The organism is Nitratireductor sp. OM-1 (assembly GCF_003296175.1).
In the GTDB taxonomy this organism is placed as follows: domain Bacteria; phylum Pseudomonadota; class Alphaproteobacteria; order Rhizobiales; family Rhizobiaceae; genus Nitratireductor; species Nitratireductor aquimarinus.
In genome coordinates this window covers 209,397-234,492 of sequence record NZ_CP029209.1, presented here as the reverse complement: position 1 = coordinate 234,492, position 25,096 = coordinate 209,397, and the positions used below count along the sequence as shown (strand labels likewise).

General features: G+C 59.6%; 21 protein-coding genes and 3 pseudogenes. 12 read left to right on the top strand and 12 right to left on the bottom strand.

Annotated elements, in window-relative coordinates:
* The first annotated feature begins 93 nt into the window (after nt 1-93).
* The 4 genes from DEJ54_RS20180 to DEJ54_RS20165 all read left to right on the top strand — a co-directional run bounded on the left by DEJ54_RS20180 (nt 94) and on the right by DEJ54_RS20165 (nt 5,104).
* Nucleotides 94-1,347 carry a Zn-dependent hydrolase gene (locus tag DEJ54_RS20180; RefSeq protein ID WP_113156566.1) on the top strand — a complete coding sequence of 418 codons (1,254 nt, stop codon included), beginning with the start codon at nt 94-96 and terminating at the stop codon, nt 1,345-1,347.
* A gap of 236 nt (nt 1,348-1,583) precedes the next feature.
* A complete protein-coding gene (locus DEJ54_RS23775; protein ID WP_113156565.1) occupies nt 1,584-1,733 on the top strand; it encodes a histidine phosphatase family protein in 150 nt (49 codons plus the stop codon).
* Between the two features lie 919 nt (nt 1,734-2,652).
* Complete coding sequence (locus DEJ54_RS20170; protein WP_162742410.1) at nt 2,653-3,216, top strand: PTS sugar transporter subunit IIA; 564 nt, start codon at nt 2,653-2,655, stop codon at nt 3,214-3,216.
* A gap of 196 nt (nt 3,217-3,412) precedes the next feature.
* Nucleotides 3,413-5,104 carry an FMN-binding glutamate synthase family protein gene (locus DEJ54_RS20165; RefSeq protein ID WP_113156563.1) on the top strand — a complete coding sequence of 564 codons (1,692 nt, stop codon included), beginning with the start codon at nt 3,413-3,415 and terminating at the stop codon, nt 5,102-5,104.
* 59 nt (nt 5,105-5,163) lie between these two features.
* Here the strand turns inward: DEJ54_RS20165 and DEJ54_RS20160 are convergent, their stop codons facing one another.
* The 6 genes from DEJ54_RS20160 to DEJ54_RS20135 form a co-directional block, all read right to left on the bottom strand.
* Nucleotides 5,164-5,757: a dihydroxyacetone kinase subunit L gene (locus DEJ54_RS20160; RefSeq protein WP_113156562.1), complete on the bottom strand. Its 594-nt coding sequence runs from the start codon at nt 5,755-5,757 to the stop codon at nt 5,164-5,166.
* A gap of 1 nt (nt 5,758) precedes the next feature.
* A complete protein-coding gene (locus DEJ54_RS20155) occupies nt 5,759-6,754 on the bottom strand; it encodes a dihydroxyacetone kinase subunit DhaK (protein ID WP_113156561.1) in 996 nt (331 codons plus the stop codon).
* An 8-nt stretch (nt 6,755-6,762) separates the two neighbouring features.
* Nucleotides 6,763-7,566: an HpcH/HpaI aldolase/citrate lyase family protein gene (locus DEJ54_RS20150; RefSeq protein ID WP_113156560.1), complete on the bottom strand. Its 804-nt coding sequence runs from the start codon at nt 7,564-7,566 to the stop codon at nt 6,763-6,765.
* The gene (locus tag DEJ54_RS20145) at nt 7,563-9,089 is read right to left on the bottom strand and encodes a tripartite tricarboxylate transporter permease (protein WP_113156559.1); all 1,527 of its coding nucleotides are present in this window, start codon (nt 9,087-9,089) and stop codon (nt 7,563-7,565) included. The genes DEJ54_RS20150 and DEJ54_RS20145 overlap by 4 nt, the downstream gene beginning before the upstream one ends.
* A gap of 25 nt (nt 9,090-9,114) precedes the next feature.
* Nucleotides 9,115-9,432, bottom strand: a complete 318-nt coding sequence (locus DEJ54_RS20140) for a tripartite tricarboxylate transporter TctB family protein (protein ID WP_245447845.1) — start codon at nt 9,430-9,432, stop codon at nt 9,115-9,117.
* Between the two features lie 141 nt (nt 9,433-9,573).
* On the bottom strand, nt 9,574-10,551 hold the full coding sequence (locus DEJ54_RS20135) for a tripartite tricarboxylate transporter substrate binding protein (RefSeq protein ID WP_113156557.1): 978 nt from the start codon (nt 10,549-10,551) through the stop codon (nt 9,574-9,576).
* 180 nt (nt 10,552-10,731) lie between these two features.
* Between DEJ54_RS20135 and DEJ54_RS20130 the strand changes: the two genes are divergently transcribed.
* Nucleotides 10,732-11,736, top strand: a complete 1,005-nt coding sequence (locus DEJ54_RS20130) for a LacI family DNA-binding transcriptional regulator (RefSeq protein ID WP_162742409.1) — start codon at nt 10,732-10,734, stop codon at nt 11,734-11,736.
* Nucleotides 11,737-11,935: 199 nt separating this feature from the next.
* Here DEJ54_RS20130 and DEJ54_RS20125 read toward each other — a convergent pair whose 3' ends face one another.
* The 5 genes and pseudogenes from DEJ54_RS20125 to DEJ54_RS23580 form a co-directional block, all read right to left on the bottom strand.
* Nucleotides 11,936-12,910, bottom strand: coding sequence for a hypothetical protein (locus tag DEJ54_RS20125; RefSeq protein ID WP_113156555.1), 975 nt, complete (start codon nt 12,908-12,910; stop codon nt 11,936-11,938).
* A 50-nt stretch (nt 12,911-12,960) separates the two neighbouring features.
* Complete coding sequence (locus tag DEJ54_RS20120) at nt 12,961-15,234, bottom strand: VWA domain-containing protein (protein WP_162742408.1); 2,274 nt, start codon at nt 15,232-15,234, stop codon at nt 12,961-12,963.
* 207 nt (nt 15,235-15,441) lie between these two features.
* On the bottom strand, nt 15,442-15,987 hold the full coding sequence (locus tag DEJ54_RS20115) for a hypothetical protein (protein WP_162742407.1): 546 nt from the start codon (nt 15,985-15,987) through the stop codon (nt 15,442-15,444).
* Between the two features lie 599 nt (nt 15,988-16,586).
* Nucleotides 16,587-16,997 carry a hypothetical protein gene (locus tag DEJ54_RS20110; protein WP_245447844.1) on the bottom strand — a complete coding sequence of 137 codons (411 nt, stop codon included), beginning with the start codon at nt 16,995-16,997 and terminating at the stop codon, nt 16,587-16,589.
* A gap of 86 nt (nt 16,998-17,083) precedes the next feature.
* Nucleotides 17,084-17,266: pseudogene (locus tag DEJ54_RS23580) on the bottom strand (DeoR family transcriptional regulator); the annotation flags it as partial.
* 562 nt (nt 17,267-17,828) lie between these two features.
* On the opposite strand from DEJ54_RS23580, the gene DEJ54_RS20095 reads away from it, so the two are divergent.
* Genes DEJ54_RS20095 through DEJ54_RS20070 form a run of 6 tightly spaced genes read left to right on the top strand, consistent with a single transcriptional unit; the run spans nt 17,829 to nt 23,795 of the window.
* Entirely contained in the window at nt 17,829-18,917 is a 1,089-nt protein-coding gene (locus DEJ54_RS20095; RefSeq protein ID WP_113156549.1) for an ABC transporter ATP-binding protein, read from the top strand.
* A 12-nt stretch (nt 18,918-18,929) separates the two neighbouring features.
* A complete protein-coding gene (locus DEJ54_RS20090) occupies nt 18,930-20,015 on the top strand; it encodes an ABC transporter ATP-binding protein (protein ID WP_113156548.1) in 1,086 nt (361 codons plus the stop codon).
* Nucleotides 20,015-20,887: a carbohydrate ABC transporter permease gene (locus tag DEJ54_RS20085; RefSeq protein ID WP_113156547.1), complete on the top strand. Its 873-nt coding sequence runs from the start codon at nt 20,015-20,017 to the stop codon at nt 20,885-20,887. The genes DEJ54_RS20090 and DEJ54_RS20085 overlap by 1 nt, the downstream gene beginning before the upstream one ends.
* 1 nt (nt 20,888) lies before the next feature.
* Nucleotides 20,889-21,743, top strand: coding sequence for a carbohydrate ABC transporter permease (locus DEJ54_RS20080; RefSeq protein ID WP_113156546.1), 855 nt, complete (start codon nt 20,889-20,891; stop codon nt 21,741-21,743).
* Between the two features lie 15 nt (nt 21,744-21,758).
* Nucleotides 21,759-22,031 (top strand): DUF2160 domain-containing protein, encoded by a 273-nt coding sequence (locus DEJ54_RS20075; RefSeq protein ID WP_113156545.1) that lies wholly within the window; start codon nt 21,759-21,761, stop codon nt 22,029-22,031.
* Nucleotides 22,032-22,088: 57 nt separating this feature from the next.
* Nucleotides 22,089-23,795, top strand: a complete 1,707-nt coding sequence (locus tag DEJ54_RS20070; protein ID WP_113156544.1) for an ABC transporter substrate-binding protein — start codon at nt 22,089-22,091, stop codon at nt 23,793-23,795.
* 179 nt (nt 23,796-23,974) lie between these two features.
* On the opposite strand, the pseudogene DEJ54_RS23575 reads toward DEJ54_RS20070, so the two are convergent.
* Nucleotides 23,975-24,360 (bottom strand): annotated as a pseudogene (locus DEJ54_RS23575) (ATP-binding protein); the annotation flags it as partial.
* Between DEJ54_RS23575 and DEJ54_RS23570 the strand changes: the two are divergent.
* A pseudogene (locus DEJ54_RS23570) lies at nt 24,355-25,033 on the top strand (DDE-type integrase/transposase/recombinase); the annotation flags it as partial. The pseudogenes DEJ54_RS23575 and DEJ54_RS23570 sit on opposite strands and share 6 nt — an antisense overlap.
* Nucleotides 25,034-25,096 lie beyond the last annotated feature (63 nt).

Genomic DNA, 25,096 nt, shown 5'->3' with positions numbered 1-25,096 from the left:
CCATTGGCAAGCATTTATTATAATAAATAGACGGTGCGTCATTTCTCCGGGCTCATCGACGCCGAATAAACGTTTGAAAAACAGGCACGTCTCATGGCCAACACACCCGTCATAAATTCACAGCGCCTGCGCGCCCTGCTCGACGGGGTCAACACCTTCGGTCGCAATCCGCAGACCGGCGGCTTCAACCGCGTCGGCTACAGCGACGCGGACATGGCCGTGCGAAACTGGTTTCTGGAACAGATGCGCGCTGATGGGCTGACCGTGCATCGCGACCCGGTCGCCAACCTGTTCGGAAGATACGGCCCGGCGGACGGTCCATGCATCATGGCCGGTTCGCATCTCGACACCGTGCCCGAGGGCGGCGCCTTCGACGGAGCGCTCGGCGTCTGTGTGGCGCTCGAATGCGTGCGCGCCATGAAGGACGCCGGCTTCACGCCGACGACCGCCATAGAAGTGGTCGCCACCGCCGAGGAGGAAGGACGGTTCGGCGGCATGCTGGGCTCGCAGACCATTGCCGGCCTGGTGACCGGTAAATGGCTGGATGAAGCCCGCGACGCCGACGGTATCCGACTTGCCGACGCAATGGGCGATCAGGGCCTGAACATCCGTGAGGCGCTCGACGCCGCCCGCCCGCCCCGCGACGTCAAAGCCTTCCTCGAACTTCACATCGAACAGGGTCCGGTACTGGAACAGGCTGGCATCCCCGTCGGGATCGCCGACAGTGTCGCCGGCGTCATCAATCTCGCCGTGTCGCTGGTCGGCCGCGCCAACCATTCAGGCACCACGCCGATGGCGCTCCGCGCCGACGCCTTCGCCGGTCTCTCGGCGGTCGGCCAGGCGGTGCGTGGCGTGATTGCCGAACACGGCGGAGAGCGCAGCCGCATCACCATCGGCAAGGTGGCGCTTCAGCCCAATTTCATTCACACCGTGCCGGGCTGCGCCGATTTCATCATCAACATCCGTGACACCGATCCCGGCACGATGGCGGCTCTCGCCGAGGCCATGGAACAGACCGTGCGCGATGCAGCGCAGGTAAACGGCCTCAGTTTTTCCATCGAGGAGCAGAGCCGGATGGAACCGGTCCGTCTCGACGGCGCACTCGTCTCACTTTTGAACAATGAAGCGGGCCAGCTCGGGCTGAAAGCCCTCACCATGCCATCCGGCGCCGGCCACGACGCCCAGACGATGCAGACCCTGTGCCCCTCCGGCCTCATCTTCGTACCGAGCCACAATGGCGTCAGCCATGCGCCGGAGGAGTGGACCGACTGGGAAGCCATAGAAAAAGGCACACAGCTGATGCTGTCAGCGCTCATCAGGCTCAGCGGCTCCGTCGCCGCAAAATAGCGGCACGTATTCCAGGCATTCACCGCATCAAAGAATGCCCCGCACAATCGCGATAGAGTTTGCAGATACCAGCCCGGTTGCCGGAGGCAAAATGGTGACCGGGAGGCGCAGTGACTTGCGATTGGCGGCTAACGGGTCCCCAGATTTTCTCCCGGCAGCCCAGTCTACTGTTCTCCGCCCGGAACTCCGACGGATATTTTCTCACTCGAACGGGAACGTCTGCCCTAAAAAAGCTAATGTTCGTCCGGCACGGGGAAACCCAGTGGAACGCCAGTCGCAGGCTGCGAGGGCATGTTGATAGTTCGATCACATCCAATCTGAAGTGGGCCTTTGAACCCGCCAAGTTGCTCGGAATGGAGGGCCGGTTTCGACACCATGCGGCGTAAGGGCACAGCGGCGCGCCGAGAGTTGTTTTTGTTTTTATTTCAACTATGTAGAAGGCATGGATAAAAAGTCATTCCTTATATTCCGTCGCGGTTGCCGGATGATGCATGTCATCGCCCGGGGCGGATCTATATAAGTGATGTAACCTTATTAGTTCGGCTCCGGGTCGTTTTCTTGAAAGAGAGATCGCCTGTTCTTTTGCGCAGTTTTGACTGTGTATCTGGAGTTCGACATGTCCATCCGTTCCACGCTGTCCCTATGCCATGGCTGTACTGCCAGTCTGCCCCGCGCTGCGGTCCGGTGCCCTTGGTGCTCAACCCTGGTAAATACCCTCTCCGGCGGCGTTCCGTTTGCCGATTACAAGGCGCGCCTTCGCGGCTGCGGGCAAATCCGGCCTGGCAGCAAAGTGCACGGTCTGAGGGCTGGCGGGTGATGACAGCCTGCGGCCTGTTGGTCGCAGCCGCCTCTTTGGTCTGACAGTCAGGACTGTCCAGAATTCACAATGGTTTCGCAGGAGCCAAAACGCCATGGCGTTATCAATCTCATCTCCAATCGAACGTGTGCGCATCCAAATCGGATCGTGACCCTGGCGCTGGCCTAACGGCGCCAGGGAGATGTTCTGCAAAGACTAAGGTTCAGAATTATGGAGAAGAGACATGGCCAAGAGAAAAGGCGACCAAAAGCGGAAGCAGCCAAAGGGCAAGAAGAAGAGCAACCTCAACCAGCCCGATCCAGTGGCCGATCAGCTGATGCCCGCAAAACGCAAGTAGGCGCGCTCATTCATTCAGCGCAGAGAAGCTCGCAGACCCGCCCTGCGGCTGTGGCAGGGTGGGTCTGCGCTCTGCCTACAGGAACAATCCGTCCGGTCCTGCCAAAGGCGGACCCACAATCCTTCTAAATGGGATGAAAGGAGGGCGTGCGATGATACCCGTTCGTGTTTCCTTCGCTGTCGATTTTTCAACTGATAGAACATCAAACACCCGCAAGGCGGCCTTGTGGTCTCTCGCCGCCCGGGTCGCAGATTTGCTGCCAGAGGCCAGCAAACTCGATATTGCAAGTGCCCTCTACGCGCGCGAAAGGCTGGGAACCACTGCCATGGGCGGCGGTGTCGCCCTGCCGCATACGGTGCTCACTGATGAAGACGCCTCAATGATTGTGGTGCGGCGTCTCGAGAGGCCGGTGGAGTTTGATGCTCCAGACGGCATGGCCGTCGACACACTCGTCGCCCTGATGGGTGGCAAACATGACATCAAGTGGCTGCGCGCAGCCCTGCTGCGGCTCGGCAAACTGGCGCAGCAAGGCCCGCTCAGGCATCAATTGCGCATGGCCGCAACGCAGAACGAGGTCGCAGCCATACTCATCGAGCTCGGTCTTGATGTTCATTTCGATCAGAAACTCTGTGACACAGGGGGCGATTTCCGCTCCGAAGGGAGAGCTGGGTTGGGCCTGATTGGCAGCGCACAACACTTCACCGCCGTTCGGTAAGAATTCAGGGCAAGCTCCAGCCGGGGCCGCCGGGTTTTCCGGCGGCAATCCGTTCGACCATGCACCAGTGCATACAAATGATCACCGCAGGCCATCAATCCTGTGCTATCAGCTGGTGCTACGGAAAAACTCAAACAGCGGCTTCTGTCACGTCCCCCGCTCTTGTTACCTTGCGCACTTCCTGGACCTGTTCGAAATGCTCAACAAACTGATCTCAAGCCAACGTTACACGGTGTTTGTCTTATGCGGGCTCATAGCCCTGGCTGCACTGGTTGGCACGGTGCTTTACACCCCCTGGTTTCTGCTGCCCGCCGTCATCTCGACCGCGCTGTTTCTGGTAGGCGTCCATGATGTTCGCCAGAGGCGGCATTCCATCCTGCGCAACTATCCGGTGGTCGGGCATCTGCGATTCCTGCTTGAAGGCTTCCGGCCGGAAATCCGGCAGTACATCATCGAAAGCGATCATGAAGAGGTGCCGTTCAGCCGCGAGGCCCGCGCACTTGTCTACCAGCGGGCCAAAGGTGAGGAAGACAAGCGCCCATTCGGTACGATCGAGAACGTCTATGGTTCAGGCTATGCATGGCTGACGCACTCGGCCACCCCCGTTACCATTGCTGATACCGACTTCCGTGTTCGCATCGGTGGTCCCGCCTGCCGCCAGCCGTATAACTCCAGCCTGTACAATATTTCAGCCATGAGCTTCGGTTCGCTGTCGGCCAATGCCATCCTCGCGCTAAACACAGGCGCACGAAAAGGCGGCTTTGCCCACGACACCGGCGAAGGCAGCATCAGCCGCTATCACCGCCAGGGTGGAGGCGATCTCGTTTTTCAGGTTGCATCCGGATATTTTGGATGCCGCTCGGATGATGGCAGTTTCTCGCCGGAGAAGTTCGCAGAGCTTGCCGCCGACCCACAGATCAAGATGGTTGAGGTCAAGCTAAGCCAGGGCGCCAAGCCCGGTCACGGCGGCATGCTGCCGGCGTCGAAGATTTCCCCGGAGATCGCCGAGGCTCGCGGCATTCCCATGGGCATTGACTGCGTGTCGCCTCCTGCGCACTCCACATTCTCCACCCCCACCGGCCTGATGGAGTTCCTCGGTCAGCTACGCGAGCTTTCCGGAGGAAAACCCGTTGGTTTCAAGCTCTGCATAGGGCACCGCCGCGAGTTCATGAGCATGGTCAAGGCAATGCTGAAGACCGGCATTGTTCCCGATTTCATCGTTGTGGACGGTGCAGAGGGAGGAACGGGGGCCGCTCCGGTAGAATTTGCCAACCGGGTCGGCATGCCGATGCTGGAAGGCTTGACGTTTGTGCACAATACGCTGCGCGGCGCCGGCATTCGCGACCAGGTCAAGATCGGTGCTGCTGGCAAGATCATCTCCGCATTCGACATTGCCCGCGCCATTGCGCTCGGTGCGGACTGGTGCAACGCCGCCCGCGGCTTCATGTTTGCCGTTGGATGTATCCAGGCACAGGCATGCCACACCAACAAGTGCCCCGTTGGCATCGCCACCCAGGACCCGGTGCGTCAGCGCGGCGTCGATGTTGCCGACAAGAGCGAACGCGTTGCCCGCTTCCACAAAAACTCCATGAAGGCGCTGGGTGAACTTGCAGGGGCAGCGGGCCTGAGCCACCCCAGCAACTTCATGCCTTACCACTTCATGTTCCGGCAGAAAGACAATGAGTTCCTCGATGGCAATGAGGTCTATCCCTATCTCCCCGATGGATTTCTTTCTGCTCAAACGGAAATTCCAGAACTTGCCGAATGGTATAGCCGTTGGGAGCGCGCCAACGCAGACAGCTTCGCTCCGCCACTCATCCCGCAAGCCGCATTCGAACGTCGACAGATCAAATCGATGCCCTCGAAACAGCACGAAGTGGCGAAGTAAGTCACGACCCGGGCTGATCGGTTCGTGACATCAGATGGAGCGGGGTGCGTAGATCCGCCTTAGCGCAGCCCCTCCGTGATAACCACGAGAGCTAGTTGTCCGGGGTCAGGAAGGCCTATGGATTTTTCCGCAAAGATGCGCGCGCGCCCCGCCTTATTTGGCTTTTGCGTGAACTCTTCAACCGTATCCTTCGCAGCCTTGAGGGCAACATCGATCAAAGCGCCGGACTGTGTCACCTCAAGCGCGCGAGCCTGTGCGTCCAGCCCATCCAGAACGGTTTTCTCGCCAAGGGAAGATTTGCCCCGCGCCAGCATTGCGTCACGCGCCTGAGCCAGCAGCCCGGCGATCTCGTCGGCCTCGAACTCTTTTCTGTCCCTGAGCGTCTTCGCTGCCGCCATCATGCCGGTGGATACAAGCGTGCCGAAGGAGGAGGAAGACGCCTGCTGGAAGGTTTTGGCCATTTCGAAAAATGCACGACCGGCATCCTCGTTCAGATCAAGCTTTGCGCAGGCTGCGAAACCCTCGGCGACGGTGATGCCCAGATCGCCATCGCCCAGTTGCGCATCAGCTTCACACAGGAAGTCGCGGTTCTCTCGGGCATGGTCGGCGATGCGTGCGAGAGCCGCCTTCAGTTCACTGGACGTGATCGGCATGTCAGACCTTCCAGAACGCGCAGTTGGCCGGAGCCAGAAGAAGGTCTTCCAGTTCCTCGTCGAGCTTGAGAATGCTCAGTGACGCGCCCGTCATCTCCATCGAGGTGGCATAGCGCCCGACCAGAGGCATGACCACCTCCACGCCGATCTCCGAGAGACGCCCGGCAAGGCGGCGGTAGAGAATGTACAGCTCCTCATGGGGCGTGGCGCCCAGCGAATTGACCAAAACGGAGACACGATCCCCCTTTGCGAGCGGACGATCTGCCTGCAATGTGTCGAACATCTCATCGAGGATGTCGTCCGCAGGCTTGATCGGACCACGCCAGGTACCAGGCTCCCCGTGGATGCCCATGCCCATTTCCATCTCGTCCTCGCCGATGACGGAGCTCGGCTTTCCGAGCTGCGGGATGATGCAAGGCGTCATCGCCATGCCCATCGACACGACATTGTCGGAAGCCTTTTTGGCCAGCCGGGCAACCTCGTCGAGATCCGCCATGCGCTCGGCAGCTGCGCCGGCGATCTTGAAGGCATAGATCATGCCGGCAACGCCCCTGCGCTTCTCCACCTCGTCGCGCGACGCGGAGGCTACATCGTCACTGACCGCGTGAGAGGCGGTGCGAATGTCATCTTCGAAGGACACCATCTCCGCCGCCATGTCGAAGTTCATGACATCGCCGCCGTAATTGCCGTAAAGGCAGAGAACCCCTGCCCCGGCATCGACTGCCCGGATGGTTTCCGCCATCTGGTCCGCCGACGGGCTGGCGAAGACGTTGCCGATGGCGCAGCCATCCAGCAATCCCGTGCCCACATAGCCCGTGAAAACCGGCAGATGCCCGGAGCCGCCTCCGGTCACGATACCTACCTTGCCCTTGGTCCTTTCACCGGAGCGCACGATGATCCGGTGCGCCGGTTTGGAATAGATTTCAGGATGCGCCGCGACGAGCCCATCGAGCATTTCGTCAACATAGTTCTGCGGATCGTTCAGGATCTTCTTCATGATTTTCCTCAATAGGTCAGGCTTGGGGAGTCAGTTCCGGCTTCCGGCGAGAGTTCCGCCAGCATCTGCTGGTGCGCCAGGCGCGAAGCACCGAACAGAAGGCCCACATCGCTCGGGCCGACAATGAACTGGTAGCCGGCGTCACGAAGCGCGGCATAGCTGCGACCACCGCCGGTGATGGTTCCGAGGCGCAGTCCGACATCGCGTGCGGTCTCCTCGATCTGCTCCTTCAGCTTCTTCAGTTCGTGGTGTTCAAGCTGCTCCAGAAGGCCAATGGAGCCCGACAGATCGTTGGGGCCAACAAAGGCCATGTCGATCCCGTCAACAGCGGCGATGTCCTTCAGACGCGCCACCGCATCGACATGCTCGCACTGCACCATCACCAGCAGATCTTCATGCGCCTTCTGCGCATAATCGGCGTTGCGCCCATAAAGGGAGCCGCGCACGATGGGTGCTGCATAACCGCGCGCACCGCGTGGCGGATAAAGGCAGGACCGGGCAATGGCCCTGGCCTGTTCAACGGAATTGACCATCGGCACGATGATGGACTGCGCACCGCGATCCAGTGCGCGCTTCAGCGTGGTATCGGAGGAATCCGGCACCCGCAGCACGGCTTGACCGCCCGCGGCCTGCACGGCGCGTATCAGGCTGAGACCATCTTCCAGCGGCGCGGCCCCATGTTCACAGTCGATTACCACGACATCCCAGCCCGCGTTCACGACAATGTCGCAAGCCTCCGGCGATCCGGTGTTGATCCAGGTGGCGGCGATGGTCTCACCGGCCATGAGGCGTTGTTTCAGAAGGTTGGTCATGCGTCGTTTTCCATGGTTCGCGGAGTTTTGTCCGGGCGGATGATCGCCCGGATTGCACGGTAGAGGCACAGGCCCCAGATCAGGATCGCCGCGACGCCGAGAACCAGCGAGATATCGCGCGAGAAGAAGGGCAGAAACTCGCCCTGGGATTTAATCATCGAGGTCATGAAGTTCCGCTCCAGCACCTTGCCCAGCACGACGCCGAGAATTGCCGGCGCAAGCGGGATGCCCCCCAGCGTCATGGCAAATCCGACTATGCCGAGCGTGATGATGATCCAGATCGAAAAGGCGGAGTTCATCACTGCGAAACCGCCAATCAGAGACAGGCCGAGGATCAGCGGCATGAGCAGGCTTTTGGACATGCGCATGAGCTGGCTGGCAAGCAGGATGGCCACCGCGCCGGTGAAGACCATCGCCACATTCGCCAGCAGGAATGCACCGAAAAGCGTGTAGACGAGATCGCCGCTGCGCTCGAAGATGTCGGGTCCGGGGTTCAGCCCTTTCATCATCAGAACGCCGATGGCGATGGCCGTTACGCTGTCTCCGGGAATGCCAAAGATGAGCGCGGGCGTCCAGGCGCCGCTGACTGCGGCATTGTTGGAAGCGCCGCCATCGACGATGCCCTCATAATGCCCCTTGCCGTATTTCTCCGGTGTTTTCGAAAACCGGCGTGAGACCGCATAGGCAATCCATGCAGCGACATCAGAACCGGCCCCCGGCAAAACACCGATGAAAACACCCAGAGGCCCGGAGCGGATCACACTGACCCAGCGCTGGCACACCACCTTGAACGCATCGCCGATAGCCTGCCGCAGCGGCTCCATTTTTAACGATTTCGCTTCAGAACGCGGGGTCCTGGGCTCCAGCGCTGCACGGAACAGCTCTGTAAGCGCAAAAAAGCCGATCATTGCCGAGATGAAATTGACGCCGTCATAAAGATCGTAGAGGCCGAATGTGTAGCGCGGCATGCCGACCGCGACATCAATGCCGACACAGGCAATCGCCAGGCCGATAAACAGGCTGGCGAAGGTCTTCGCCGGCGGCGCGTCCGACACGAAAACGGCGCAGCTCAGGCCCAGCGCCGCGAGCCAGAACATCTCATAGCTTGAGAAACTGGTCGCGAAACCGGCCAGCATCGGTGCGGCGAGACTGAGTGCAATCACGCCGATCACCCCGCCGGCCGCACCGGAAAACAGCGAGACGAAAAGAACAGTGCGCGGCTTGCCCGCATGGGCGATGGTGGAACTGTCGGCCACATAGGCCGCTGACGCCGGAGTTCCGGGAATGCGCAGCAATGCGCCGCTTATGTCGCCAGCGAAGATGCCCGTTGACGTCGTTGCCACGATAGCGGCAATGGCCGGCACCGGATCCATGAAGAAGGTGAACGGCACAAGCAGCGCCACCGCCATGGTTGCCGAGAGACCGGGCAGCGCGCCAACCAGCGCACCGTAGAGTGTGCAAAGCACGATTGTCAGCAGAAGTGCCGGGTCTGCGAGCTGCGAAAGGACCGCTGTAAAGTCCATGGATCAACCTCCCTACACTTTCGCCTTACCAGGCAACCGGCAGGAGAAGGCCCCAGGGGAGAGCAACCTTCATGATCGAATAGAAGATGAAGTGGAACACTCCTGTCGCCAACACCGAAAGCAGAAGCGCTGCAGGCAGCGAACCGCCGAAAAACAGGGTCGCGGCGAAAAGCAGCGCGACGGTGGAAATGTGGAACCCGACCGGGTCCAGCGCCAGAGCGTAGAGCACGATCATGGCGACGAGCAGCGCCACGCGAACGACACCCCGGCGATCGATCCGCATTGCCACTGCGCGGCTGCTCTTTTCACGACCGAAAAATATGAGCAGGCCGGACAGGGCCATCCCGAAAGAAACGATCTTTGGAAAGAAGCCGGCTCCGAAAGCAGTGCCCGCGGGGGATCGAACCCCCACGCGCCTGCAAACATGGCCGCGCCGGCGGTGATCAGGGCCAAGCCTGTCACCGCATCGCGGGTGAACTGCATGTTACTGACCCTTGGCCATCCCGATTGCCTTGACGGTGCTGCCGAGGCCTTCGTCATACTGCGTCATGAGGTCGAGCAGTTCCTTGCTGCCACCCCAGACCACCGGGGCGCCAAGGCCGGCGCGGAACTCTGCCCATTCCTTCGTTTCCACGATGTCCTTGAGAGCCGCTTCATAGCTGCAAGCAATGTCTTCCGGCATGTTGGCCGGTGCCGAGATGGTCGTGTAGGCAGACAGGGTCCAGCCGCTCGGCAGTTCCTTGGCCGTGAGCGGCACATCGGGATACGCCTCACTCGGCTTGTCGCTCATATAGGCAAGAGCCTTGACTTCGCCGGCATCGATGAGCGTCTTTCCTTCCAGAAGCGATGGCGTGACCATGTCGACGCCTCCGGCCAAAAGCTCCTGCAATGCGCTCGCCGAACCTTCGGAGGGAACCCAGCGGATGGTCTCGGCTTCAAGCCCTTCGGCGTTAAGCATGCCGGCAAGCGCCAGATGCCAGATACCGCCGAGCGCCGTTCCCGATGCCGTCAGTGTGCCGGGGTTCTCGCGTGCGTGATCCAGCAGCTCCTCGAGAGAGCCGAACGGGCTGTCCTTGGAAACCAGCACACTGGCCGCAGGCTGATTGATGAGCGCGATCGGGGTTATGTCGTTATAGGTCAGATCGGTGAGACCGAACCAGTGCATCGTGTTGATCTCGACCGTTGCGGCGCCGATCGTATAGCCATCCGGCTTCGCGCGGGAGATGGCCGAATGCCCCACGACACCGTTGCCGCCCGTGCGGTTGACGACGTTGAAGGGAACGCCAAACTTCTGCTGAAGCATGGTTGCGAGCTGGCGCGTATTGGTGTCCGTCGTGCCGCCTGCGCCCCACGGGACGATGACGCTCACCGGTCGTTCCGGCTTCCAGTCGCACGCCGCATAAGCCGCAGAAGTCCAGGCTGTCGCCGCAAGCGCGACCACAGACACAATTGTCCTTTTCATGATCTCTCTCCCAAGATTTGCGGGTCGAAACCCTCTCCATCCTTCAAAAGCATGACACGGGTATTGGAGCCTAGTCAATCGTTTTAGTAAAACGATTGACTTCAACCGATGAGTGATTGACGTATGCCCCATATCAGGCAACAAGCTGACAGGCAGGGGAACAAACAACAGCGGACCACGATGAAGGCACGCGTAACGCTGAAAGACATCGCTGCGGCGACGGGGCTCTCCGTCTCAGCCGTCTCGCTCGCACTGCGCGGCGACAGGCGCTTTCCAAAGGAGACGCTTGATCGCGTACGCACAGCGGCAGATCACCTTGGCTATATCTACAATCAGGGCGCGGCCGATCTGCGCATGTCACGCAACAATACGATTGCCGTCTGTCTCGGCGAGCTTTCAAACCCGATATTCAACGACATGCTGATTTCCGCAGAGCGTGAAATCCACCGTCGCGACCGGCGGCTTCTCCTGGGCATCACGCGGGAATCGCGCGAGCGTCAGGCCGACTTTTTGCGGCAGGCCTTACAGATAGGCTGTGAAGCCCTGCTTCTCTGCCCGGCCTATGGAACCACACGCTCCGATCTGGATGAGATCCTTGTGAGAAACGGCCGGCTGCTCCTGCCGACGGTGCTTTTCTTCCGTTCAATCGACGGCTTCGCCGCACCCCAGGTGGTGAGCAACGAATTTCATGCCGGGCAATTGTCGGCGCGCGCAGCGATGGATGCCGGGCATCGGCGCATGTACTGGATCGGCGGCGGGCAGGAAACCAGCGCCTCCCGGCAACGCGAAGCGGGCGCGGTATCCGAGTTTCGTCAAGCGGGGCTTGAGCCCGTCGGCATTCTCCACGGCCCGACCTCACGCGCTTTCGGGTTCGAGGCGGCAACGCGCATTCTCTCCGAAGACAGGTCCGATGATATCGCCCTGCTTTGCTTCAGCGATCTGATCGCGCTTGGGGTGATCTCGGCCTGTCACAAAATGGGCCGGCGTCCCGGCGAAAACGTCTCGGTAATCGGTTGCGACGATATGGACGAGGTACAGTTTTCCGTGCCGCCGCTGACCACCATCCGCACTGACATTGAGAGTATCATTCACAGAGCGATGCAGGCTGCTGTGGACCACGAAGAGGCCCACACCGTCACGTTCGAGCCAAAGCTGGTGCTGAGGGACAGCCTGCGCACCTTGTAGAGACGCCCCCACCTGAGTGGTTTGTCGTTTCACGAGAACAGTCGCACTCAAACACACTGAACGGCACGGCAATATAGCGGACACGGTGGCGTCCTGACCGGGTTGGTCGATGTCATTTCTCTGCCAATAGACCATCGCCGGCGGCTTCCCGTCCCATGATTGCCCCAAGGGAGAGGCCCCCGCGCCGCATTGCGTAAGCTCAGGGGCAAAACTCGCCCGGTGCAGCAAATTCCGGCCCGCGCGCACATTCGTAAGCGCTGGCCCCAAACACTGCCGGTTGCCCGTCGATCCCCGAAAACGACGCCAGCCTTTTCCAGATCGCTGCAACCGAGTCATCGAGCAGTCCACCCCAGCGATAGGCGGCATCCATTCCTTCGTCCTGCCCAAGGTTCACATCAATGACGGCTTCAATCGCCCACGCGGGAATCTGCGGGTCGGAAGGAGCCATGTCTGACTCAATACTGTCGACCTCGCCCAGCAGCAGATCGGTGGCCACCACCGAAGTCACGACATTGTCCGAGGAAACCGGCCATGGGTTTTCGGAAACGGCGCTGACAGGCTCCATTTCTCCCCACGCGGCTGCCGTCTCGATCGGCGAACCAAGGTCGAGGCAGAGGGCACCAAAGCACTCTTCGCCCTGTGCGACCTTCTCGTCCATTTCCATGCGTCCAGCGGCCAAAATCATGGCCCTGTTGCCCATCACCGGCCTGGTAATCAACCGCCACCCCGCATGTGGGCCAACACCGAATTCACTGGCATTCGCCACGTTTTCACGACCCAGCGTATCAACGAGGTTTTGGTGAATGGCTGGTCCGAGATTGAAGCGAACCACTTCGATATAGCTGATGGGAAGAGGTGCGCCGCCCGGCTCCGCCTCAATCCAGTTCGTCGCGTAACGAAGCCGATAGCGCACTCTTTCCAGCGCTTGTTCAGATATCTCAAGAGCAAAAACAGACAGGGGTATCGGACCAATATCAGCGGCGGGCAAAAAGGCAGATCGCGGATTGGCAGGGGAAAGAGCCCCGTTGATTTCGTCCCACAACCGGTCCGGGTCAACTGCAGCGTAGCCGCTCTCGTTTACGAACTGCGCATGTGGATCCGCATGTACGGCACGCGGAACAAGGCCCGTCATCATTGCCGCCGAGAAAAGGGCAATTGCGATTGTGGTTTTCATCGTGCCTCCGGAACTGCTCGAAGATAGGTCAGCTTGCTGCATTGCTTCGCTTACTCCACATCAATGATGGCGCGACCGAGCACCGCCTGGCCAGAGATGTCAAGATAACGGAACTCGTAGCGACCAGGCTGCTCGGGCATGACGAAGGTCAATGCCCCCTCCGGATCGATCGGTTGTGCGGAGATCCACGCAAACAGCGCCTGATCTTCCCGAGCCAGCGCAATACGCTGATCCGCGCCGTCCGAACCTCCGGTCCATGTAACAGTCACGGTTTCGCCCGGTGCGGCAGCCCGAGGGGCCGACAGGCCCGCGCCTTCATCGAGGCTGGCCGTGGCTTCAACCACCTCAACGACATGCCGACCGAGCGTGACCCCACCTTCATTGAGCACATAGCGCAATTCATAGAGGCCCGGCTCATCGGGAGCAGCTATGTCGCGCTGCGTATCTGCGCCCACGCGGTGGAAAATCGTATAGGCTCCCTCATCGGCACCCACCGGAACAATGGTCACCCAGTCACGTGGATGGACAGGAACAGACCAGGAGAACCGCAGAGTGTTCCCGGCGCGAACCCTTTCCGGCCCCGTGATGGATGCCTCGGCACCGGTGATTTCTATCGGAGCGCGAGCCAGCGTGACACCGCCTTCATTGAGAACGTAGCGAACCTCGTAGAGACCTGGTTCGGCCGGCGCTACAAGGTCACGCCCATCGTCCGAGCCCACCCGATGGAAAGCCGTGTAGGTCCCCTCATCGGCCCCCACCGGAACAATGGTCACCCAGTCGCGCGGATGAACGGGGTCGGACCAGGTGACGCCAAAGCTGCTGCCCGCCATCGCCGTTTCCGGCGCGCTTATCGACGCCTCAGCCCCCATGACTTCTATCGGCGCGCGGGCAAGCGTGACACCGCCTTCATTGAGAACGTAGCGAATCTCGTAGAGACCCGGATCGGCCGGCGCTACAAGGTCACGCCCATCGTCCGAGCCAACGCGATGGAAAGCCGTGTAGGTGCCCTCATCGGCACCCACGGGAACAATGGTCACCCAGTCGCGCGGATGAACAGGGTCGGACCAGGTGACGCCAAAGCTGCTGCCCGCCATCGCCGTTTCCGGCGCGCTTATCGACGCCTCAGCCGCCATGACTTCGATCGGCGCGCGGGCAAGCGTGACACCGCCTTCATTGAGCACGTAGCGCACCTCGTAGAGACCTGGTTCGGCCGGCGCTACAAGGTCACGCCCATCGTCCGAGCCAACGCGATGGAAAGCCGTGTAGGTTCCCTCATCGGCAACCACGGGAACAATGGTCACCCAGTCGCGCGGATGAACAGGGTCGGACCAGGTGACGCCAAAGCTGCTGCCCGCCATCGCCGTTTCCGGCGCGCTTATCGACGCCTCAGCCGCCATGACTTCGATCGGCGCACGGGCAAGCGTGACATCCCCATCGTTCAGCACATAGCGCACCTCGTAGAGACCCGGTTCGGCCGGCGCTACAATGTCACGCCCACCGTCCGAACCGACGCGATGGAAAGCCGTATAGGTGCCCTCATCAGCGCCCACGGGAACAATGGTCACCCAGTCGCGCGGATGAACAGGGTCAGACCAGGACACGGCGAAGCTGCTGCCCGCCATCGCCGTTTCGGGCGCGCTGATCGACATTGCCGGCAATTCGGCTTCCGGTTCGGGGAGCGGTTCCGGTTCAGGGGCCGGTTTCGCTATGGTTTCTCCAACCTGCTTGACGGCGGCGGCGAGTTGGGCGGCATCTTGAGCAGGCAGGAACATTCCTCCCGTGTTCTTGGCGATGCAGGCGAGGTGTTGGTGCTCGTCAGTGGCCAGATCGAAGCCGATGACATGGGTGGTGAACGCCACGCCCTGCCTGGCAAGCTGCTCCGACAACGCGCACGGATCTGCGTCACAGTTTTCGACCCCATCAGAAATCAGAACCACGGTCGCTGGCGTGTCACGCCACGAGAGTTCCTCGGCAGCGTGCTGCACCGCTGCCGAAAGAGGCGTGCGTCCCAAGGGCATGATCCCGTTGACGACCTGCTGGAAAGCATCGCGATCCACCGGGCCCACAGGCATCGCCGTTTCGATGTCAGAGCAGAGGCCCTTCTCACGATGGCCATAGGCGACAAGCCCCAGATTCGTGGAAGCTGGCCAGGTCGCCAGCAAATCGCTCATCGCCTCCCGGGCGATCTCGATCTTGGGCACGCCGTCGATCTGGCCCCACATGGAACCCGAGGCATCATAGACGACCATCACATCGCCGGCTTGCAGTGTTGTGGTGGCCAGAAGCGAGATGCCCAGAGCCGAAACAGCCATTAGCGCTTTCATATTGGTTCCCCGATTTTGCTTTTGCTGGCTCGTTGCCGGCAGAAGACGCTGAAGGGCGCCCTCCCCGAGCCAACGAGTGTTCCTTGAGTTTCCCATTCGAAGCTGGGCGCGCGGCTCTCTGTGATCTCGAAATGGAGTTGCACCAGTCACGTCACAGCGACCACACCGAACCGATTGCATCGTTTCGCTTGTGTCTCCTGATGCAGCTCAGTCCGCGAGATGAAGCACGGTATCGAAGGTTCCTTCGACAGTGATGCAATCTTCGGTATCGATCTCAGACATCATGCCTTCGCGCTTGCACAGAAGCGAAGAGAACGTGCCGCGTGCATTTCCCTGCGCGCCGTCGATGAGCAGGCTCTCCAGGATAACCGAGGCATGAGCGGGCTCTTCATCGCTGACATAGAAGTTCCGCATTCCTTCGGGAAAATAACTCACCGACGCGTCGGTGGCTGATGCATCTGCGCCGCTGATGAGACCAAACTCCACACTCAGCACGCCGCGCATAATACTCGCGGCGTCGGGGTCATGCGCCTGGATATCCACCATGCGGAGAGGGCCAAAGTCGCGCACCTCCGCAGTAGCCGTCCCCTCCGAGGGCACATGCAACGTTTCCCCGCGATAGGACGCACCATCGATGTTGGCCTCGACCGTACCGATCGGCACCGTAGTCTGGGCCCACGCCGCGCCTGAAAGAAAAAGAGCTGTAAAAAAAGTACAGGCAAACCGCCCGAACGCTCTTTGCGATGAACTCATCGTCGCTGCCCTTCTGATGCCAGTGTTCGTGACGGAAGGCTCTAACACCGGTTCTGGTACGCCGCCCCGTTCGTTTAGTCGGGTCCGCGCCAAAACTTGCGTGACAGTGTGATTTTTCTAAAAACAGGCCACCCTTGTGAAGTAATTCACATCGAGAAGGGCTGGTGACACAGAGAAGCGTCAGGCGGGTTTGCGTGCATGGACGTGGCGCTGCCATGGTGTATCACTCAGACGCTTCCACGCGTCTTGTTTCGATGAAAACCCGATGAACTAAAGCAGCTGAAGTTGGCCTTTGGCAATCCGCAGGTTACGCGGCAGATCGGGATCGTTGAGCGGATCGTCTCACCGCGTGCTGAAGTCGTCGCCCGCCTTCACGAAGTCCTCGTCGGACTTTGCGATCCACACGGGGTACGCCGACTGGAAGACGGATAGTCATAAGCAAAAAAGAGCTTCGTGGCTGTCCATAGTCAGACCGCCCGGCACGTCTCTCGTTGCATCTCTGTGCCCATCGCTCACCAATCAGACAGGTTTGGCGGGCCCTGCCTCTGGAAGAGCAGTGCAGGCGGTCGGCAAATTGCGCGACCGCCTGTAGTTGACGTTCAGACAATTTGTCCGAGATGAGCCACCAGTACTGCAAGTGGGATGCTCAGAAGAACGCGGATGATCCAGATGAGCACCAGATGCGGAACTTTCACCGGGATCTCGGTGGCCAGAATGCAGGGGATGGAACCTGCAAAGAACAAGACACCCGAGACCGATGTTACACCGAAGATGTAGCGAGACAGCACCGGCGCATCGCCCAGCATGCCGGTAGGAAAGAACATCTCGGCAAGCGCTGCCGCCATGGCTTTGGCCGTCAGCATCGCCTCTGGCACCTGCAGAACGGCAAGCAGCGGGTAGAAAATCATGCCCAGCCAATCGAAGACAGGCGTATACGCACTGAGCAGGCCAACCGACACACCGGTCGGCAGAATGACCGAAGTCATCTTCAGTCCGTCCTTGATGTTCACCAGCAGCAGGTGTGCGAGGGTTGGATTTTCTTCAACCCGGCTCAGTCCGGCATTCAGCGCGGACCTGGAATAGCCCTGAGGGAGGACTTGGTGTGATCCGCAGTGAGAAACGTCTTGCGGGATTGATCCAGTATCTCATCACTCACGCAGACTTCCTGAGTGTCGAAATCGAGCAGGTCGTCGTCGCGCTCGAGCGCGGAACAGCCGATCACGGCCAGATCGAATTTGAACTTACGAATGGCCTCTGCGGCCAACGTCCCGACCAATCCGCAACCCGCTCCAGACGCCCCTCTCGACCAGTTCAGACACGGGCGCGACGAAAAGGTGTTGGTCACGATGTTCGGTTTTCTTCGTTTTTTTGCGCTCCCCCGAAAAACATCAAAACACGCGTCAAATCCTGAATAATTATCGCGATTACCGTTCTTGTGTCGTGAGCATTTTTCCAAAGCGGCAGAAAATCGCAGGCTAAGTCACTGATTTTGAATATTCGAACATAATTCGCTTGATTTTCGCTTTGTTTCGTTTTTACGTTGGGACGATAACTCGGGAGGTTGTCTGTGCGCGGAAACGAGAGTGTTTATCCGGTCGCTCTTTTTGCGACCGGCGGCGGCATCCATGGCTGCCGGATTGTGCATGACACAACGGGATGCGGCCATTTCGTAACGCTTGCTGAAAAGGGCGACCTTGCGTTTGCGTCCCCTTCTTTCTCTTCGAAACGGTTCTATGGCAGGCTGCGCCTGGGTGACTGGATGAACAACCACCGTGCGGGAGAATACCGCAGCTGAATAAAGCCAGTGGCCAAATTCAATAAAGCGCGGGGAGGAGGACCTTATGACGCTGGAACTGAAGGGCGTGTCGAAGATCGTGGAGGGGCAGACCCATATTGCCGCGACCGATCTGACGCTCGAAAAGGCGACCATGAACGTTCTGCTGGGGCCGACCCTGTCGGGCAAGACCTCGCTGATGCGTCTGATGGCAGGGCTCGATCAACCGAGCACAGGGCGGATTTTCTGGGACAGCAAAGACGTGACCGGGATGCGGGTGCAGGATCGCAAGGTCGCGATGGTGTACCAGCAATTCATCAACTACCCGTCGATGAGCGTTTATGAAAACATCGCCTCTCCGATAAAGCTCATGGGAGTGGACAAGGCGGAGATCGACCGCCGGGTGCGGGAAACGGCGGAGTTGATGAAGCTGACGCCGATGCTGGACCGCAAGCCTCTGGAACTCTCGGGCGGGCAGCAACAGCGCTGTGCTCTGGCACGGGCTTTGGTCAAGAACGCCGGGCTTGTGCTGCTGGATGAGCCTTTGGCGAACCTTGACTACAAACTGCGCGAAGAGCTGCGGGTGGAGATCCCGAAGATTTTCGCGGCGTCCGGATCGATCTTCGTCTATGCGACGACGGAACCCGAAGAAGCGCTCTTGCTGGGAGGCAACACCGCGACGCTCTGGGAGGGACGCATCACGCAGTTCGGGCCGACGCCCGAGGTCTATCGCAAGCCTGTCGATGCGACAACGGCGCGGGTTTTCTCCGATCCACCGATGAATTTCCTGCAGATCTCCAAGACCGGTGATCGATTGATGTTCGGCGACGGACAAAGCGCCGTTGCGACCGGCAAGCTCGCTGAACTGGCGGATGGGCGTTACACGGCGGGATTCCGTCCGAACCATCTCGAAATCGTGCAGCATTCCGAAAACGCGATGAAATTCACCACACAGCTGCATGTGACAGAGCTGACCGGTTCGGAAACCTTTGTCCATCTCGACCACGATCGCGCGCGTTGGGTGGGGTTGATTCACGGAGTGCATGATCTTGAGATCGGCGCCGCGCTCGATGTCTGGCTTGATCCCCGTCATGTCTATGTATTCAGCGAAGACGGCGGGCTTGTTGCGCCTGCTGCCTACGCCGCGGCGGCGTGAGGAGGCGCGATCATGGCCAGGATTACACTCGACAACCTTGCGCATTCCTACAATCCGAATGCCGCTTCGGAACGTGACTATGCGCTCAAGGAACTCAATTACGAATGGGAAGACGGCGCGGCCTATGCGCTTCTGGGCTCGTCGGGCTGCGGCAAGTCCACGCTTCTCAATATCATTTCGGGTCTGTTGATGCCGTCACAGGGGCGTATCTTGTTCGATGGCATCGACGTCACCGGCGCCCCCACGGCAGAGCGCAACATCGCGCAGGTTTTCCAGTTCCCGGTGGTCTACGACACGATGACCGTGCATGACAATCTGGCCTTTCCGCTCAGGAATCGGGGCCATAATGAGACCTATGTTGCAGAGCGCGTACAGGAAATCGCGCGGATGATCGGCATGGAGGACATGCTGCGCAAAAAGGCACGGGGCCTTGGCGCTGACGCCAAGCAAAAGATTTCTCTGGGCCGCGGCATGGTGCGCAAGGACGTGAACGCACTCTTGTTCGATGAGCCTCTGACCGTCATCGACCCCCATATGAAGTGGGAGCTGCGCACCCAGCTGAAGAAACTGCATCACGATTTCGGTCACACCATGATTTACGTGACCCATGACCAGACGGAGGCGCTGACCTTCGCTGACAAAGTGGTGGTGATGTATGACGGCCGCGTGGTTCAGATCGGCTCGCCAGAGGAGCTGTTCGAACGTCCCGCGCATACCTTTGTGGGCTATTTCATCGGCTCGCCAGGCATGAATGTCATCCCGGCCAAGGTCGAGGGCGCGAAAGCCTATATCAACGGCTGCGAAATCGCGCTTGGCGCAGGTTATGCGCCCCTGGACGGCAAGGTAGAGATCGGCGTGCGACCCGAGTTCGCGCGGCTTAGCGAGACGGACGGCCTTCCTGTGAGAGTGCGCCGCGTAGAGGATGCGGGGCGTCACAAGATCATACGCGCCGAGTTCTTTGGACAGGACATCAACATCATCGCGGACGAGGACGATCCGGTGCGCGCGGACATGACACGCGTCACCTTCGACCCATCGCGGGTGAATGTCTATGCGAATGATTGGCGCGTGGCGCCCGAAAGCGCGGAGGCCGCGTGATGCAACAGAAAACAACCAATCACAAAGCATGGTTCCTTGTGCTGCCGATGCTGGTGCTCGTTGCCTTTTCGGCCGTGATCCCGCTCATGACGGTGGTCAACTATTCTGTACAGGACACGTTCGGCAACAACCAGTTCTTCTGGGCGGGGCTCGAGTGGTTCGAGGAAATGCTCTCCGACGAGCGCATGTGGAATGCGCTGCAACGTCAGTTGATGTTCTCAGGCATCATCCTTGCCATCGAAATTCCGCTGGGCATTCTCGTGGCTCTGAACATGCCGAAATCAGGCTTTTGGTCCTCTTTCTGCCTCGTGGTCATGTCCCTGCCTCTGCTGATCCCCTGGAACGTGGTCGGCACGATCTGGCAGATATTCGGTCGCGTAGACATCGGACTTCTGGGCTACACGCTCGACGCGCTGGGCATTCATTACAACTACACCCAGGACACGATTTCTGCGTGGATCACCATCATCGTGATGGATGTCTGGCACTGGACCTCGCTGGTAGCGCTCTTGGCCTTTGCCGGTCTCAAATCCATCCCCGACGCCTATTATCAGGCCGCACGGATCGATCAGGCCAGCCGCTGGAAAGTGTTCCGGTTCATCGAACTGCCCAAGATGACGGGCGTGTTGATGATCGCGATCTTGCTGCGCTTCATGGACAGTTTCATGATCTATACCGAACCCTTCGTGGTGACGGGCGGTGGTCCGGGAAATGCGACGACGCTTTTGTCCATCGACCTCGTGAAGATGGCTCTGGGCCAGTTCGATCTTGGACCAGCTGCGGCCTTTTCGCTGATGTACTTCCTCGTGATCCTGTCGATCTCCTGGGTCTTCTACACCGTGATGGTCAACCTCGACAGAAAGGGCGCCTGAGATGACGGATGCAGCCGCACAGTCCCCCGCCGCCGTCAAATCCCGCAGCTTCCCGAGGGTGAAGGGCGGCACCGTGGTGATGACGCTCTATCTTCTGTTCCTCATGTTGCCGATCTACTGGCTGTTGAGCATGAGCCTCAAGACCAACGCAGAAATTCTTGGGGGCTTCTCGCTTTGGCCGCGCGATCTGACATTTGCCAACTACATCACGATCCTCACCGATGAGGCGTGGTATATGGGCTATGTCAATTCGATGATCTACGTGGTGATGAACACGGTGATCTCGCTCGCCGTGGCTTTGCCTGCCGCCTATGCGTTTTCGCGCTACAACTTCCTGGGCGACAAGCATCTTTTCTTCTGGCTTTTGACCAACCGAATGGCGCCGCCTGCAGTATTCGCGCTGCCGTTCTTTCAGCTCTACTCCTCGATCGGGCTCTTTGACACGCATATCGCCGTGGCTTTGGCGCATTGTCTCTTCAACGTGCCGCTCGCCGTTTGGATCCTCGAAGGTTTCATGCGTGGTGTGCCGAAAGAGATCGACGAGACCGCCTATATCGACGGCTACAGCTTTGGGCATTTCTTCGTAAAAATCTTCATGCCGCTGATCGCCAGCGGGATCGGTGTGGCCGCATTCTTTTGCTTCATGTTTTCGTGGGTCGAGCTCTTGCTGTCACGTACGCTGACCTCTGTGGAAGCCAAACCCATCGCCGCCACCATGACCCGCACGGTGGGTGCGGCAGGTGTCGACTGGGGCGTGCTGGCCGCCGCAGGCGTGCTCACCATCGTACCGGGCGCGCTCGTTATCTACTTCGTGCGCAACTACATCGCCAAGGGCTTCGCGCTCGGCCGGGTCTGACAGGAGGATCTAGACATGGACTGGATGGCATGGACGTGGCCGACTGCCGCCTTTTTCGGAACCATTGCAACGCTTTTGGTGATCTTCACCATTCTGGCGATCAAATTTCCCGAAACGCCGCGGGTTGGCGTTCTGGGCATCGAGACCACGCGGGGGGATCGTTTGTTCATCACCCTTCTTGGCTCAGCCTTCATCAATCTTGCGTGGCTCGGCCTGGTCAGCGCGAACCAGGCGCTCGCGCTTGTCGTCTGCCTGATTTTTGCAGCCGTCGTATTTCGCTGGGTCTGAGGAGGCCCCGCGACTGACCGAAACCCAAAACCAAAGGTTCACTTAGGGAGGAAACCAATGAACCACCGTCTCAAGACAACCACCGCACTGGCGCTGTGCCTCGGCCTTTGGTCGGTGCCGGCTTCTGCCGACATGGATGCCGCGAAGGCCTTCCTGGATGCTGAAATCGGCGATATGTCCGCGCTGTCTCGCGCTGATCAAGAAGCCGAAATGCAGTGGTTCATCGACGCCGCTCAGCCCTTTGCGGGCATGGAGATCAAAGTGGTCTCCGAGACCATCACCACGCATGAATATGAATCTCAGGTGCTTGCGCCGGCGTTCGAGGCCATCACCGGCATCAAGATCACGCACGATCTAATCGGCGAAGGCGACGTCGTCGAGAAGCTTCAGACCCAGATGCAGTCGGGCGAGAATATCTATGACGCCTATGTCAACGACTCCGACCTGATTGGCACGCACTGGCGCTATCAACAGGTGCGCAACCTGACCGACTTCATGGCGAACGAAGGTGCGGATGTGACCAATCCTGGTCTCGATCTCGATGATTACATTGGCACCCAGTTCACCACCGCGCCCGATGGCAAGCTCTATCAGCTTCCCGACCAGCAGTTCGCGAACCTATACTGGTTCCGCTACGACTGGTTCAACGATCCCGCGATCATGGCCGAGTTCAAAGAGAAATACGGGTACGATCTCGGTGTTCCGGTCAACTGGTCGGCCTATGAGGACATCGCCGAATTCTTCACCGGGCGCGAGATCGACGGTGTCAAAGTCTACGGTTCGATGGATTACGGCAAAAAAGACCCCTCGCTCGGCTGGCGTTACACCGACGCATGGATGTCCATGGCGGGTATGGGCGACAAGGGCGAACCCAATGGCCTTCCGGTTGATGAATGGGGCATCCGCGTGAACGAGAACTCCCAGCCGGTCGGCGCCTGTATGGCGCGTGGCGGGGCGGCGAACTCTCCGGCAGCAGTCTATGCGGTGGAAAAAGCCATCGATTGGCTGAACAAATACTCCCCGCCATCCGCCATGGGCATGACCTTCTCTGAGGCTGGCCCGGTTCCGGGACAGGGCAACATCGCTCAGCAAATGTTCATGTATACCACCTTCGTGGCGCCTCTGGTCGACAGCCCGGCGGTGATGAACGAGGACGGCACGCCGAAATGGCGTCTCGCACCCAGCCCGCATGGGGTTTACTGGGAAGATGGCATGAAGGTCGGCTATCAGGATGTGGGCTCCTGGACGCTGATGAAGTCCACTCCTGAAGACCGCGCCAAAGCCGCATGGCTCTACGCGCAATTCGTGGGTTCCAAGACCGTCGACGTGAAGAAATCCCACGTTGGCCTGACGTTCACCCGAGAATCCTCCATCCAGCATGAGAGCTTTACGGATCGTGCGCCGAAACTTGGCGGTCTCGTCGAGTTCTACCGCTCCCCGGACCGTGTGCGTTGGTCGCCCACAGGCACCAACGTCCCGGATTACCCGAAGCTCGCTCAGCTGTGGTGGCAGAACATCGGTGATGCCATGTCCGGCGCGAAGTCGGCTCAAGATGCGCTCGACAGCCTCTGTGCCGATATGGAGCGTGTGATGGAGCGTCTGGAGCGCGCTGGCATCCAGGGCGACCTTGGCCCGGTTATGAACGAAGAAACCGACGCTGCGGATTGGATTGCGGCAGAAGGCGCACCAAAACCGGCTATCGAGAACGAGCGCGAGGCGCCCAAAACCGTCTCTTACGACGAGCTCGTCGCCTCCTGGCAGTAAGCTTTTCAAGGCAGAGGGGGCGGGATATTCCCGCCCCCTTTTTCATTCTCCTATGGGGCCTTGTCGTGAAAGGCCGGTATTGCCAGGCTATTTGGGCGCTCTGATCCGTGTAAGCGGCTGTTGCGTTCACCCCATATCTGGTCGGTTCTGTTGCGAACTGTTCGCTTGCTGCGACCGTGTCATTGGAGGATATCGACGTGGTGGGTGACCTGATCGGGCAGCGCGCCTGTCAGACGTTCAGATTCCGGGGTTTTCGTCCATTCGTAAAAGGGAGGATTGCTGGTGATCAGGGTCGCTCCGCGTTCGTAGCGTTGCGAGATCAGTTCGAACAGCAACTCCGCCCCGGTCTTTGAGAGCGGCACGAAGCCCATCTCAGCGATAATGAGACGCTTGCAGACGGCCATCTGTTTCTGGAACCGGAGCAGACACCGTTCGTCGCGGGCCTCCATAATCTCGTTGACCGGTCCGGCGGCAGTCGTGAAGTCGACGGACAGCCCCTTCTGGCATGCGGCCAAGCCGAGACTGAGGCGATGTGCGTCTTGCCAGTGCCCCTGGGACCAAACGCCATGGCGAACTGTGTCCTGAGACACAGCGCGCTTTTGAGCGCCAATTTCAACGTCCACAGCGTGAGTAAAGTCTGGCGCCAGGTGCGCCGGGAAGGGCTCGACGTAGCCCGATGCACCGTCGAGCGACTGATGAAGGACATGGGCCTCGAAGGCGTCCTTCGCAGCAAGAAGATCAAGACCAAGCTCCCGACAAGGCCCAGCAATGCCCGCGGGACAAGGTGAGCCGGCAGTTCCGTGTGCCGGCGTCGGACACACATTGGGTTTGCGATTTCACCAATGTCGCCAATTGGCGGGGCTTCGTCTACGTCGCCTTCGTCATTGATGCCTTCGCGCGCCGCATTGTGGGATGGCGAGTGAGCCGCACGGCCCATGCCGGATTCGTCCTGGAATAGGCCGTTCAGCAACGACAGCGGGGAGCGGAATTGGTGCATCACTCGGATCGAGGATTCCAATACCTGTCGATCAAATACACTGAGCGACTGCCTCTTCAAGGCAGAGGTCATCCATTGCCGTGGGCCATGGCGCAGCTTCAACGTGGTGGAACATGCCACACTCGAATGGGTCAACTGGTTCAACCACCGCCGCTTTCTAGACCCCATCGGCAACACGCCGCCAGCAAAGGCCGAGGCAACCTCCTACACAGCTATGGAAACTTCTGAAATGGCTGCGTAGCTTATATCAATCAGCCTCCGGTAAACCCGGATCGGTTCACTCCCCTGCTTATGCGATGTGTGA

Excerpts from the sequence above, each read along its gene's own strand:
- DEJ54_RS20180 (WP_113156566.1), top strand. The coding sequence starts at position 94 with ATGGCCAACACACCCGTCATAAATTCACAGCGCCTGCGCGCCCTGCTC.
- DEJ54_RS23775 (WP_113156565.1), top strand. The coding sequence starts at position 1,584 with ATGTTCGTCCGGCACGGGGAAACCCAGTGGAACGCCAGTCGCAGGCTG.
- DEJ54_RS20170 (WP_162742410.1), top strand. The coding sequence starts at position 2,653 with ATGATACCCGTTCGTGTTTCCTTCGCTGTCGATTTTTCAACTGATAGA.
- DEJ54_RS20165 (WP_113156563.1), top strand. The coding sequence starts at position 3,413 with ATGCTCAACAAACTGATCTCAAGCCAACGTTACACGGTGTTTGTCTTA.
- DEJ54_RS20160 (WP_113156562.1), bottom strand. The coding sequence starts at position 5,757 with ATGCCGATCACGTCCAGTGAACTGAAGGCGGCTCTCGCACGCATCGCC.
- DEJ54_RS20155 (WP_113156561.1), bottom strand. The coding sequence starts at position 6,754 with ATGAAGAAGATCCTGAACGATCCGCAGAACTATGTTGACGAAATGCTC.
- DEJ54_RS20150 (WP_113156560.1), bottom strand. The coding sequence starts at position 7,566 with ATGACCAACCTTCTGAAACAACGCCTCATGGCCGGTGAGACCATCGCC.
- DEJ54_RS20145 (WP_113156559.1), bottom strand. The coding sequence starts at position 9,089 with ATGGACTTTACAGCGGTCCTTTCGCAGCTCGCAGACCCGGCACTTCTG.
- DEJ54_RS20140 (WP_245447845.1), bottom strand. The coding sequence starts at position 9,432 with ATGGCCCTGTCCGGCCTGCTCATATTTTTCGGTCGTGAAAAGAGCAGC.
- DEJ54_RS20135 (WP_113156557.1), bottom strand. The coding sequence starts at position 10,551 with ATGAAAAGGACAATTGTGTCTGTGGTCGCGCTTGCGGCGACAGCCTGG.
- DEJ54_RS20130 (WP_162742409.1), top strand. The coding sequence starts at position 10,732 with ATGAAGGCACGCGTAACGCTGAAAGACATCGCTGCGGCGACGGGGCTC.
- DEJ54_RS20125 (WP_113156555.1), bottom strand. The coding sequence starts at position 12,910 with ATGAAAACCACAATCGCAATTGCCCTTTTCTCGGCGGCAATGATGACG.
- DEJ54_RS20120 (WP_162742408.1), bottom strand. The coding sequence starts at position 15,234 with ATGAAAGCGCTAATGGCTGTTTCGGCTCTGGGCATCTCGCTTCTGGCC.
- DEJ54_RS20115 (WP_162742407.1), bottom strand. The coding sequence starts at position 15,987 with ATGAGTTCATCGCAAAGAGCGTTCGGGCGGTTTGCCTGTACTTTTTTT.
- DEJ54_RS20095 (WP_113156549.1), top strand. The coding sequence starts at position 17,829 with ATGACGCTGGAACTGAAGGGCGTGTCGAAGATCGTGGAGGGGCAGACC.
- DEJ54_RS20090 (WP_113156548.1), top strand. The coding sequence starts at position 18,930 with ATGGCCAGGATTACACTCGACAACCTTGCGCATTCCTACAATCCGAAT.
- DEJ54_RS20085 (WP_113156547.1), top strand. The coding sequence starts at position 20,015 with ATGCAACAGAAAACAACCAATCACAAAGCATGGTTCCTTGTGCTGCCG.
- DEJ54_RS20080 (WP_113156546.1), top strand. The coding sequence starts at position 20,889 with ATGACGGATGCAGCCGCACAGTCCCCCGCCGCCGTCAAATCCCGCAGC.
- DEJ54_RS20075 (WP_113156545.1), top strand. The coding sequence starts at position 21,759 with ATGGACTGGATGGCATGGACGTGGCCGACTGCCGCCTTTTTCGGAACC.
- DEJ54_RS20070 (WP_113156544.1), top strand. The coding sequence starts at position 22,089 with ATGAACCACCGTCTCAAGACAACCACCGCACTGGCGCTGTGCCTCGGC.